Source organism: Streptomyces sp. NPDC091282 (genome assembly GCF_044757385.1).
In the GTDB taxonomy this organism is placed as follows: domain Bacteria; phylum Actinomycetota; class Actinomycetes; order Streptomycetales; family Streptomycetaceae; genus Streptomyces; species Streptomyces gramineus.
Genome location: NZ_JBIVUX010000005.1, coordinates 351714 through 363201 on the forward strand (window position 1 = coordinate 351714; position 11488 = coordinate 363201).

Genomic DNA, 11488 nt, shown 5'->3' on the forward strand with positions numbered 1-11488 from the left:
CACGAGGAGAGAGTCATCGTGAGCGGAGCCACGGGCGCCGGATCGGCCGGTACCTCCACGGGTACGGACGCGGACGGCGGCGGCCGTGGCTCCGCCGCGTCCGGCGGGCCCACCGAGGGCGGTGCGCAGCCGATGGACACGCACACCACCCAGCTGAAGGCGGTCAAGGCGTCCCCGGCGGACGCGAAGGGAACCCAGGGGGGAACCGTGACCGACACCCGGGGCGGCCAGCAGCCGAACCCCTCCCCGCTCCCCGGGGAGCGGCGCCAGGAGCAGTCCGCGGGCCCCTACCACCCGCCGCAGGCCTACCCGGCGGCCCAGGCCGCCGCGCAGGCGCCCGCAGGGGCGGTACGGCGGCCGCGCACGGGCGCCGGGACCCGCACCGCCCCGCGCACCCGCAAGGCCCGCCTGCGGGTCGCCAAGGCCGACCCGTGGTCGGTGATGAAGGTCAGCTTCCTGCTCTCCATCGCGCTCGGCATCTGCTCGATCGTGGCGGCGGCGGTGCTGTGGATGGTCCTGGACGCGATGGGCGTGTTCTCGACGGTCGGCGGCACGATCTCGGAGGCGACCGGCTCGAACGAGTCGAACGGCTTCGACCTCCAGTCGTTCCTGTCCCTCCCGCACGTCCTGATGTTCACGGCGATCATCGCGCTCATCGACGTCGTCCTCGCGACGGCGCTGGCGACCCTCGGCGCGTTCATCTACAACCTCTCCGCGGGCTTCGTCGGCGGCATCGAGCTGACCTTGGCCGAGGACGAGTAACCGGCGTCCAAACCTCTGCCGTCGGTCCGCCGACAACCGATTTTGGGACTGCCCCGGTCGTGCGCTAATCTTCAGGAGTCAGCGCGCGGGACACACACCGCAGAGCGCGGCGGGGCTATAGCTCAGTTGGTTAGAGCGCATCCCTGATAAGGATGAGGCCACAGGTTCAAATCCTGTTAGCCCCACCAGTACGAAGGCCCCCGGTCCGGACGGATCGGGGGCCTTCGGCGTTTGTCGGCGGGCGGAGCCGGTGGTGGTGCGGGCGGGGCTCCGCGGGCCGGCGCCCGGGAATGCGAAAGCCCGGTCGCTGGCGACGGGGGATGCACCAGCGACCGGGTTGCGGCCAGCCTAACAAGGCGGCCTGTGCGGCGGGAGTCAACTTCTCAGCCGTCGTGCGCAGTTGTGATCGGGATCACTCAAAGGCGGTCGGGCGGCGGGCCGGTTCAGGTGTCGCACGGCGGGTCGTAGGCGAGCCGGGGGAGGTACTCCCGCCACTTCGCCTCGGTCAGGACGTTGCGGGTGGCCGAGCAGATGCGGCCGACGGCCCGGTCGACGTCCAGACTCCACAGCCGGACCGTGCCGGCGCCGCTGGAGACGCCGAGCATGTTGCTCCTCGGGCTGAACGAGAGGAAGTTGCCCGTCTTGGCGTTGGGACTCATGGACTGGCCGATGGGGTGGGCGGCGGACGGGGCCGAGACGTTCCAGAGGCGGACCGTGTTGTCGTTGCCGCCGCTGGCCAGGGTCCTGCCGTCGCGGCTGAAGGTCAGGGACACCACCGCCTCGGTGTGACCGGTGAGGGCCGCACCCAGGCGGGTCGCACGGGCCGGGTCGGCGACGTTCCAGAGGCGGACCGTGTCGTCGTCGCTGCCGCTCGCCAGCGTCGCCCCGTCGGGACTGTAGGCGAGGGTGTTCACGGGGCCCAGATGGCCCCTGAGGGGCCCGCCGAGGGCCTTGGGGCGGGTGCGGTCGGAGACGTCCCACAGCCGGACGGTGCCGTCCGCGCTGCCGCTCGCCAGCGTCCTGCCGTCCGGGCTGAAGACCAGCGCGTTGACGTAGCCGGTGTGGCCCCTGAGGGGCTCACCGAGCCGCTTCGGACGGGCCGGGTCCGTGATGTCCAGGAGCTGGACCGTGCGGTCGTCGTAGTCGGCGGCCACGGTCCTGCCGTCCGGGCTCAGCGCCAGCGCCTCGGCGCCCGCGTACCGGGTCTCCAGCCGGACCGGCGGACCGTAGCGGTGCGGACGGGCCGGGTCGGAGACGTTCCACAGCTGCACCCGGCTGACGCTGTTCTCGCCGGTCAGGACGACCAGGGTGCGGCCGTCGCGGGTGAACACCATCGAGCGCAGGTCCCGCCACCCGGTTCTGAACGGCTCGCCGAGCGCCCTGGGCCGGGCCGGGTCCGCGATGTCCCACAGCCGCATCCGGCTGTCGCCGCCGCCGGTGGCCAGGACCCGGCCGTCCGGGCTGAACGCCCCCGACGCACCGATCATGTCCGCCCCGGGTATCGACCACAGCCGTACCTTGCCGTCTCCGCTGCCGGTCGCCAGGGTGTGCCCGTCGGGGCTCCAGCCGACGGCGTACATCTCCCCGCTGCTGCCCGCGAGCGGCTCGCCCACCTGCGACGGGAAGGCCGGGTTGCCGACGTTCCACACGCTGGCCGTGGAGTCCGCGCTGCCCGCGGCGAGCATCGAGCCGTCGGGACTGAAGGCCACCGACCAGACGGGCCCGGTGTGGCCGGTGAGCGGGGCGCCGAGGGCCTTGGCGTGCTCCCGGTCGGTGACGTCCCACAGCCGTACGGTGTCGTCCGTGCTGCCGCTGGCCAGCGTGTGGCCGTCGGGGCTGAAGGCCACGGAGTGCACGGTGCCGGTGTGCCCTGTCAGAGGCGCCCCGACCCGTTCGGCACGCCGGGGGTCGGACACGTCGTAGAGCAGGATCGTGTTGTCGTCGCCGCCGGTCGCGAGCGTGCGGCCGTCGGGGCTGAACGCGAGCGAGCGTACGGCCTCGGAGTGGCCGGTCAGGGTGGTGATCGGGCGGGGGCGGCGCGGGTCGCGCACGTCCCACAGACGGACGGTGTGGTCCTCGTCGGCGGTGGCCAGCGTCCTGCCGTCGGGGCTGAAGGCCACCAGGTAGATCGTGCCGTCGTGACCGTCCAGCGGGGTGCCCAGGGGCGCCGGGTGCCGCGGGTCGGAGACGTTCCACAGCCGTACGGTGCCGTCGTCGCCGGCGCTGGCCAGGGTCCTGCCGTCGGGGCTGAAGACCGCGCTGGAGACCCAGCTGGTGTGGCCGGACAGCGGCGCGCCCAGTGCTCGGGGCCGGGTCGGGTCGCTGACGTCCCAGAGGCGGACCGTGCGGTCGTAGGCGGCGGTGGCGAGCGTCCTGCCGTCCGGGCTGAAGGTGGTGAGGTAGACGGCTCCGGTGTGGCCGAGCAGCGGTGTCGCCAGCGGGGCGTTGACGATCGACACGAGGCGGTTGTCGGCGCCCTCGTCGCCCGGACGCAGATCGTGTGCGACCAGGTCCAGTTGGGCGGAGAGCGCCGGGTCCGAGTACTGGAACCGGTCGGCCTCCGCGACCACCTGCTCGAAGACGGCGTCGTCCCGCTGCTGCCGGGCGACCACGGCGGCGCCTCCGGCCAGCAGCGCCAGCACGACCAGCGCCGACACGGCGGCCCTGCCGAGCCACACGGTGCGCCGGCGCAGCCGGACCGAGGCCGCCAGGAACCGCACCGCGCTGCGGGTCAGCAGGGTGTCGTCGGCCGACCTCGCCCAGGTGTGGGCCTGCTCCAGCCGTGAACCCCGGTACAGCAGGGCGGGATCGTTCCCGGACTCGTCCCAGGAGCGGCCGTCCTCCTCCAGACGCTGGCGCAGCAGATTGCCGTTGCGGTCCTCGTCCAGCCAGTCGCGCAGCCGGGGCCAGGCGTGCAGCAGCGCCTCGTGGGTGATCTCCACGGTCTCGGCGTCCAGCGTCACGAGGCGGGCCCGCACGAGCGCTTCGAGGGACTCCTCCGTCTTGTTCGGGTCGGTGGACTCCGCGGCCAGCTGGCGCCGGGTGCCCCGCCGGCGGGTCGCCTGGGTGTCCTCGCCGAGGCGGACCAGGCGGAGCAGCAGCAGCCGGGCGGCGGTCCGGGCCGCCGGGTCCAGGCTCGTCCAGGCCCGCTCGGCGGTCGCGGCGACAGCGCCCTGGATGCCGCCGGCGGCCCGGTAGCCGGCCAGTGTCAGGCGGCCTGCCTTGCGGCGCTGCCAGGTCGCCAGCAGGGCGTGGGAGAGCAGCGGGAGGGCGCCTGCGTCGTGGGCGCCCCGCGGACCGTCGTCGCTCACCTCGCGGACGATCAACTCGGCGAGACCGGGCTCCAGTTCCAGGCCGACCGCCTTGGCGGGGGCGGTCACCGCCTCGCGCAGCTCGGCCGTCGTCAGCGGGCCGAGCACCATGTGACGGTGCTGGAGCGCGTCGGCCAGCTCGGGATAGCCCAGGCACTGCTCGTAGAAGTCGGCGCGGATGCCGAGGACGACCAGCGCGGGAGCGGGTTCGCCGGGACCGGCGGAGGTGCTGGCCGCGTGCAGGAGCTGGACGAAGGCGTGCCGGTCCGCCTCGTCCGCGCAGAGGGTGAAGGTCTCCTCGAACTGGTCGACGATCAGGACCGGCCGGGCCGTATCGGATCCCGAGGGCCATGTTTCACGTGAAACATCCTCGCCCTCGCGCCCGGCCCAGGACCTGACCGCCTTTCGCACGGCCTCCGGATCGTCCAGGTCCTTCAGACCGGCCAGCTCGGGTATGCGCCGGGTCAGTTCCCTGACGGGTTCGGCCCCGGGGACGAGCTGCACCACCTCGTGCGGGCGCTCCGCCTCCTCGGCCAGGGCGCCGTTCTGCAGCGCGGTGACCACGCCGGCGTTCAGCAGCGAGGACTTTCCCGCCCCCGAGGCTCCGACCAGCATCACCAGACCGCCGGTCGCCTTCGCCGAGCGGAGCTGGTTGATCAGGGCCTCGGTGCTGCGCTCGCGGCCGAAGAACCAGCGCGCGTCCTCACGGCGGTAGGAGGCCAGGCCCCGGTACGGGCAGACGCCGTCGGCCGGTACCAGGGCGCCCTGATCCTCGGCCGCCTCCGGCGCGGACAGTTCGCCGGCCGGGTCGGCCACGGCCCGCTCCCACAGCTTCTGCCACTGGGTCAGGTCGTACAGCCCGGAGGAGACGGGGGCCGGCTGGGAGCGCCGGGCCTGGGGGATGAGGACCTGGAGCACGGCGGCGAGCGCGGCGAACTGCGCGGGCACGTTCTTCGCCCGTCGCCAGTCGCTGATCCGCTGGGCGGAGACCCGTACGGGACGGCCCCGCTCATCGATACGATGCAGCCGGTCGACCGCCTCGGCGACGCGTTTGAGCGGAGGATTACCGGCCTCCTTGTACAGCAGCGCGAGACGTTCCGCGAAGGCTGTGCGTGCCCCTGCGTCGGGCCCCAAGGCGCTCCACCCCTTACTCCCGGGCTGCTGGTCATCCGGACCGGAAAACTCACTTTATACGGCTGACCTGCGGCGAAGCCGTGGACCGGACGTCCGGACCTCCTCAGATGTGCACCTCGACTGGCAGGATTTCGCTCCAGCAAGGCGGTGGCCGGGCCTCGCCCGGCGGGCCGACCAGCTCAGCGTCCGCGAAGCCGGCGCACGGCACCGCATGTTCTCGGTCAGGTTCCACCGGCGATTCCCCGCCGGTGTGGCGCGACGACGGCAGCTGCTCTCTGCGACCGAGCGGACCCCACGGGGCCCGAGATCACCCGCGCCGTTCGGCGCCGGTCCCCACGTGGGGAGGGACCGGAGCCGAACGGCACGGGTCACCGTGCACGAAGAGCCTCGGCGCGGGACGCGCCGGGAGCGGCGCTCAGGGCCGCGAGGGGGCCGGCCGGCAGCCGGAGCGTGTCGGCCCGGCCGACCGGGCCGGTGCGCGCGTACGCACGGCCGGCACGCGCGGAGTGCAGCTCTCTACGAGGCGAACAGGCCCAGAGCCGAGTCCAGGGACCAGGTCTGCCAGCACAGGGCGAACAGGCCGACCGCGGAGATCAGGGCCATCATCAGGTTCTGGCCCTGTTCCGCCCAGTCGTGGATCATGAGCGTCAGATAGACCATGTTGAGCAGGAACCCGGCCACCAGGGCGACCGGTGTGAGGAAGCCGAAGACCAGGCCGAGGCCGAGGGCCAGCTCCGCGTACGCCACCACGTAGGCCATCAGCCGGGGCCGCGGCGCGACGACCGTGTCGAAGCCCCACCGGACCACCGGCCAGCGGTGTTTCTCCGCGACACCGGCCGCCCACTGGATGCCCCCGCCGCCGAACCACTGCTTCTTGTCCTTGTGCCGCCAGCTCTCCAGCCACCACAGACCGAGCCCGATGCGGAGCACCGCGACCCACTCGGCACCGCTCAGCAAGGCAGATCGCATCCCGCACCCTCCCCGGATCCGTCCCATCATCTGACGATCCGTCAGTTCAGCGGAAGCCGGCGTGACCCGCAAGGGGTCCGGCGGCTCTTGCTGGCGCGGGCTCGCGGGCCTAGCCTGAGGGCCACAGCAAAATCTGATGGACCGTCAGTTAAGCGGGCATCCAAGCAGGCAGCAGGGGGTAGGCATGGCAGAGAACGCGACCGGCACCCAGGAACTGCCCAGGGTCGTCAGCGTGGACGACCACGTGATCGAGCCCGCGCACCTCTTCGAGAGGTGGCTGCCGGGCAAGTACCGGGACAAGGGCCCCAAGCCCTTCACCGCGGGCATCGGCGAACTCGCCTACGTCGGCGGAAAGTACCGCTTCACCACCGACCCCGAGGGCCAGATCACCGACTGGTGGGAGTACGAGGGGCTGCTCTTCCCCTACAAGCGCATCATCGCGGCCGTCGGCTTCTCCCGGGACGAGATGACGCTCGACGGCATCACCCGGGAGCAGATGCGGCGCGGCTGCTGGGACCCCAAGGCCCGCCTCGACGACATGGACATGAACCACGTGGAGGCCTCCCTCTGCTTCCCGACCTTCCCCCGGTTCTGCGGGCAGACCTTCGCCGAGGCCGAGGACAAGGAGGTCGCGCTGGCCTGCGTCCGCGCCTACAACGACTGGATGGTCGAGGAGTGGTGCGGCGACAGCGGCGGCCGGCTGATCCCGCTGTGCCTGATCCCGCTGTGGGACATCGACCTCGCCGTCGCCGAGATCCGGCGCAACGCCGCGCGGGGCGTCCGGGCGGTCACCTTCAGCGAAATCCCCACCTACCTGGGCCTGCCGTCCATCCACTCCGGCTACTGGGACCCGTTCTTCGCGGTCTGCGAGGAGACCGGGACGGTCGTCAACATGCACATCGGCAGCAGCTCGCAGATGCCCGCGGCCTCGCCCGACGCCCCGCCCGCCGTGCAGGCCTCGCTGAGCTTCAACAACGCCATGGCCTCGATGATGGACTTCCTCTTCTCCGGGGTCCTGGTGCGCTTCCCGCGCCTCAAGCTGGCCTACAGCGAGGGCCAGATGGGCTGGATCCCGTACGCCCTGGAGCGCGCCGACGACGTCTGGGAGGAGCACCGCGCCTGGGGCGGGGTCAAGGACCTGATCCCGGAGCCCCCGTCGACGTACTACTACCGGCAGATCTTCTGCTGCTTCTTCCGCGACCGGCACGGCATCGAGGCGATCGAGACCGTCGGCGTGGACAACGCGACCTTCGAGACGGACTACCCGCACGTCGACTCGACCTGGCCGGAGACCAAGCGGGTCGCCCAGGAGCACGTCGGCGGGCTGGCACCGGAGGTGGCCTACAAGCTGCTGCGCGGCAACGCGATCCGGATGCTGGAGCTGCCTTTCACGTAACCCGGTTCGACGGGCCGCCGGATGGGCAGGGGACCACCCATGAAGGTCTCCGTGTCGGTCTCCGTCGACGCCGACGTCTGTTACGGGTCGGGCGAATGCGCCTTCCGGGCACCCGCGGTGTTCGGCTTCGAGGACGGGTACGGTTTCGTCCTGCCCGGACGCGAGGAGTCCGAGGACGACGACCTGCTCCGGGACATCGCCGAACGCTGCCCGTCCCAGGCGATCCGGATCAACGGCACGAGGGTCACCGGCTAGCGGATGAGCACCACCGGCACGCAACGCACCGGACCCGGCGGGCTTGCCGACCTCCTGGCCACCCTCGGCCGCGGCTGGGTCCGGGACTCCCCGCTCCCCTGGGGAAAGCCCCGCGCCGTCCGCGCGCTCAACGCCTACCTGCGCGACCATCCGCGCCGGCGGGTCGTCGAGACGCGCTCCGGCGCCCGGTTCGCCGTCGACACACAGGACCTCATCCAGCGCTACCTCTACCTCTTCGGGGTGTGGGAACCGCACATGACCCACTGGCTGCGCGGCAGGCTGGCGCCGGGGGACTGCTTCGTGGACGTGGGCGCCAACATCGGTGTCTTCAGCGTCCTGGCCTCCGGGCTGGTCGGGGAACGGGGCCGGGTCGTGGCCGTCGAGGCCTCTCCCGTCTTCCACCGCCGCCTCGAACAGCAGCGCGCGCTCAACGGCTGCCGGAACATCCGGGCGGTCAACGCCGCCGTCTCCGACGTACGCCGCACCCTGACCTTCGTGCTCGCCAGCTCCGCCAACATGGGCGCCAACAGCATCGTCCCGTGGGACGGCCCGGCCGAGTCGAGCTTCGACATCGAGGCCGTGCCGCTGCCCGAGCTGCTGCTGCCGCGGGAGATCGCGACCGCACGCGTCGTCAAGATCGACGTGGAGGGCGCCGAGGGCGCGGTCGTGCGCGGGCTCGCGCCGCTGCTGGAGAGACTGCGCCCGGACGCCGAGATCACCGTCGAGGTCACCCCCGACCGCATGGCGCGGCTCGGCGACTCGGCCGAGGACCTGCTGCGCACCATGACCGACGCCGGCTACCACGTCTACCGGCTCGCCAACGGCTACGCGGCCGACAGCTACCCGCGCATCCTGCACGACGGGCCGCTCGCCCCGGTCCGCTGGGAGGGACCGGTGACGGAGGAGAGCGACCTGGTCTTCTCCCGGACCGACGCGGCGACGCTCACGCCCTAGACCGGAACGCCCCGGGCCGGACGAGCCCCAGGCCGTGTCCGGCTCAGAACTGCTGCTCGGACGGGTCCCGGTCCCGCGCGGCCGGGTAGCGCCAGCCGAACTCCGCCAGCGCCCGTGCCCGGGCCGCCACGACCGCCATCCGGGCCTGCCGTTCGGCCGGGTCGGTGTGCGCGGGCCGGGCGGTGACCTGGCCAGGCCACTTGCGGTACAGCAGCCCGGCCTCCGCCGTGAACCAGCCCCGGCTGACCGCGTCCAGGGCCAGCAGCAGCCCGGTGTCCTCGGAGGCCGGCAGCGCCATCCAGCCGCCCAGGGCGAGCAGCAGGTCGCGGCGGACGAAGAGGCCGGCCGGGTGGACCGGGGCGCGGAAGTCGTTCGCCGCCCAGGAGGCGAGCACCGTCCCGGGCTCGATCGGCCCGTCCGCCGGGTCGCCGGGGAAAGTCACCGTGGAGCCGTCGGGCAGCAGGTCCAGGACGCGTGAGGTGGCCCAGCCGACCGCCGGGTGGGTCTCCAGGACGGCCAGGTCACGCGCCAGCGCACCCGGCACGAGCCGGTCGTCGGCGTCGAGGATCTTGACGTACGGTCCCTCGGCACGGGCCAGCGCGAGCGTGCGGGCCACGCCGGGACCGCCGGGGCGGCCCTGCCGGTACGACACCCGGTCGTCGTCCGGGACGTACGGGCGGACCTCGTCGCCGTAGCCGTCCTCCTGGATCAGCCACCGCCACCGCCAGCCGTCCGGCAGCCGCTGCTCGCACAGCGACCCGTAGGCCTCGGGCAGGAAACGGGCCGACGGCGCGTGGACCGCGGTGACGACGGTGACGCACCGGCTCACGGCGGCGCTCACCACCTTTCCAGGTGTGTGGTGAAGAGCAGTTCCGTGCGGTCGCCCGGGAGCGTGACGACGGAGACGTCCACGACACGGCCGTGGATGTCGTACGACGTCTTGCGCAGCACGATCACCGAGGTGCCGGCCGGCAGGTCCAGCTCCCGGGCCTCCTCGGGCGTCGGCGGCCGGGCGGTGAGGCGTTCCTCGACGCGGGCGACCTCGATGCCGACGGTGCGCAGCTGATGCTGGGTGCCGCCCGGCCAGGGTTCCCTGGTCTCGTCCAGGAGCGCCGGGTTCGCCGCGATCAGGTCCCGGACGAGGTAGGAGCTGACCAGGCTGAAGGGCGCGGGTTCGGCCGAGCACCGGGTCCGGTAGGTGCGTTCCAGGAGCACCGTGCCCGCCGGTACGCCGAACGCGTCGGCGAGGTCGCCGGGCGCGTCCAGTTCGCGGTACCGGGCGAAGAAGACCAGGTCGTCGAGGACCAGTCCGGTCTCGTGTTCGGTCGCGCCGGTCGCCGCGCGGGTGGCCTCCGGCATCCTGGCGCGGTCCTTCTCCCACTGGTGGCGCGTGTTGTCGCGGAGCATCCGGGTGCGGGGCCCGCGCACGAAGGTGCCGCTGCCGTGCCGCTTGTCGATCAGGCCCTCCGCGCACAGCAGCCGCAGCGCGTTCCGGACCGTGGGCACGCTCTTGCCGAAGTGCCGGGCCAGTTCCGTCTCGGCGGGCAGGCGGGCACCGGGTGCGAGGCCGCCGCTCCTGATGGAGCGGCGCAGGTCGTCGGCGATCTCCTCGTACGCCTTGGGCACCACTTCAGCCTACGACTCCTGAAGAGGAGCTGAGGAGTCGAGCCGGGCCCGGACGTGCGAAGACCCGCGGCCGGATCCCGGTCGCGGGTCTGTGTCGCAGTAGGCGCTGGTACGTACGCAAGTCGCCCTTGCGCCGTTGCGTCTGAGCCGTCTGGGGAGGATCAGCAGTCGAGGTTGGCCGCGGGGGGTTCGGCGGGGTTGTCCGATTCCGTCGTGTCCAGGGGCCGCTGGCGGCAGCCGGGGGTTTTTCCGTGGGCCTCGGCCCTGATGCGCTGCTTCATCGTGGGGGGCAGGGACCTGGCCTGTGACCAGAGCCAGTGGGTCTGTGCCGGGATCATCACCCGGCCGGTCGGGCCGTGCTCGTCTCCGGTGTTGCTGTTGCGCGGGGTCTCGGTCTGCGGTACCGCGGCGGCGGTGGTGGCGGAGACGAGTCCGAGCGCCGTGCACAGCGCGAGGAAGGCGGTGACGAAGGCGGTCCACAACTTCATGACCTTGGCGTTCCGAGCCATGGCCCCTCACTTTCGGGTTGGGCGATTTGCGTACTTTCCTCATGATGTGTATGTGCGTCGCGAAGTGGGGGACGTCGACCTGTGGCGCGGCGATGTTCTGATGAACACCACCCGGACGGACGCAAGGGGTCCAAAAAATCAGAAGAAAGGCCCGCGAAAGCGGGCGAGAGGCCGCAAAGTAACCGTCCGTGGGGGTGTGATCACCCTCCGGCCGAAACGGTCCGCCCGGGCGTGACGCCCCCCGCAACACCGTGCGGTGAGCCGGAGTTGGGGCCGGATGCCAGGTCACCGATCGATATCGGTCGGTGTGTATAGTCGGGCGCCAGAGGTCCCCTACGTCAAGGAAGAGACGAGGTCGCGCGGTGAAGAAGCTTCTCCTGGTCGCACTGGCCGCCATCGGCGGGCTCCTCGTGTACCGCCAGATCCAGGCGGATCGCGCCGAGCAGGATCTGTGGACGGAGGCGACTGACTCCGTGCCCACGGGTTCGTGAGTACCGACAACCAACGACACTGAGACCCCGACCGCCTCGCGGTCGGGGTTTTGCGTTGTCCCGGGCCGTCCGACGGGTCCG

The 11488-nt window shown here is 72.2% G+C and carries 10 protein-coding genes and 1 tRNA gene; 6 read left to right on the forward strand and 5 right to left on the reverse strand.

Annotated elements, in window-relative coordinates:
• Positions 1 to 18: 18 nt before the first annotated feature.
• Both ACIQOE_RS24990 and ACIQOE_RS24995 read left to right on the forward strand, forming a co-directional pair.
• Positions 19 to 762, forward strand: a complete 744-nt coding sequence (locus tag ACIQOE_RS24990) for a DUF3566 domain-containing protein (RefSeq protein WP_351316568.1) — start codon at positions 19 to 21, stop codon at positions 760 to 762.
• Between the two features lie 111 nt (positions 763 to 873).
• Positions 874 to 950 (forward strand) — tRNA-Ile (locus ACIQOE_RS24995).
• Positions 951 to 1205: 255 nt separating this feature from the next.
• Here ACIQOE_RS24995 and ACIQOE_RS25000 read toward each other — a convergent pair.
• Together ACIQOE_RS25000 and ACIQOE_RS25005 are read right to left on the reverse strand one after the other, a co-directional pair.
• Positions 1206 to 5207 (reverse strand): AAA family ATPase, encoded by a 4002-nt coding sequence (locus ACIQOE_RS25000; RefSeq protein ID WP_401413836.1) that lies wholly within the window; start codon positions 5205 to 5207, stop codon positions 1206 to 1208.
• Positions 5208 to 5723: 516 nt separating this feature from the next.
• On the reverse strand, positions 5724 to 6176 hold the full coding sequence (locus tag ACIQOE_RS25005; protein WP_401413838.1) for a DoxX family membrane protein: 453 nt from the start codon (positions 6174 to 6176) through the stop codon (positions 5724 to 5726).
• A gap of 184 nt (positions 6177 to 6360) precedes the next feature.
• Between ACIQOE_RS25005 and ACIQOE_RS25010 the strand changes: the two genes are divergently transcribed.
• From ACIQOE_RS25010 to ACIQOE_RS25020, 3 genes are read left to right on the forward strand one after another with little or no spacing between them, the layout of a single operon-like run.
• Positions 6361 to 7572 carry an amidohydrolase family protein gene (locus ACIQOE_RS25010; protein WP_351316577.1) on the forward strand — a complete coding sequence of 404 codons (1212 nt, stop codon included), beginning with the start codon at positions 6361 to 6363 and terminating at the stop codon, positions 7570 to 7572.
• 39 nt (positions 7573 to 7611) lie between these two features.
• Complete coding sequence (locus ACIQOE_RS25015; RefSeq protein WP_362639936.1) at positions 7612 to 7827, forward strand: ferredoxin; 216 nt, start codon at positions 7612 to 7614, stop codon at positions 7825 to 7827.
• Positions 7828 to 7830: 3 nt separating this feature from the next.
• Positions 7831 to 8781, forward strand: coding sequence for an FkbM family methyltransferase (locus tag ACIQOE_RS25020; RefSeq protein ID WP_401413842.1), 951 nt, complete (start codon positions 7831 to 7833; stop codon positions 8779 to 8781).
• Positions 8782 to 8824: 43 nt separating this feature from the next.
• Here the strand turns inward: ACIQOE_RS25020 and ACIQOE_RS25025 are convergent, their stop codons facing one another.
• The 3 genes from ACIQOE_RS25025 to ACIQOE_RS25035 all read right to left on the reverse strand — a co-directional run bounded on the left by ACIQOE_RS25025 (position 8825) and on the right by ACIQOE_RS25035 (position 10916).
• Positions 8825 to 9622 carry a glycosyltransferase family 2 protein gene (locus ACIQOE_RS25025; RefSeq protein WP_401413844.1) on the reverse strand — a complete coding sequence of 266 codons (798 nt, stop codon included), beginning with the start codon at positions 9620 to 9622 and terminating at the stop codon, positions 8825 to 8827.
• Positions 9619 to 10407 (reverse strand): GntR family transcriptional regulator, encoded by a 789-nt coding sequence (locus ACIQOE_RS25030; RefSeq protein ID WP_365569270.1) that lies wholly within the window; start codon positions 10405 to 10407, stop codon positions 9619 to 9621. Before ACIQOE_RS25030 ends, ACIQOE_RS25025 begins: the two co-directional genes overlap by 4 nt.
• Positions 10408 to 10568: 161 nt before the next feature.
• Positions 10569 to 10916, reverse strand: a complete 348-nt coding sequence (locus ACIQOE_RS25035) for a DUF6344 domain-containing protein (RefSeq protein ID WP_351316589.1) — start codon at positions 10914 to 10916, stop codon at positions 10569 to 10571.
• Positions 10917 to 11278: 362 nt separating this feature from the next.
• Here ACIQOE_RS25035 and ACIQOE_RS25040 point away from each other — a divergent pair, with 362 nt between their 5' ends.
• Positions 11279 to 11407 (forward strand): DLW-39 family protein, encoded by a 129-nt coding sequence (locus ACIQOE_RS25040; RefSeq protein WP_003999697.1) that lies wholly within the window; start codon positions 11279 to 11281, stop codon positions 11405 to 11407.
• Positions 11408 to 11488: the final 81 nt, after the last annotated feature.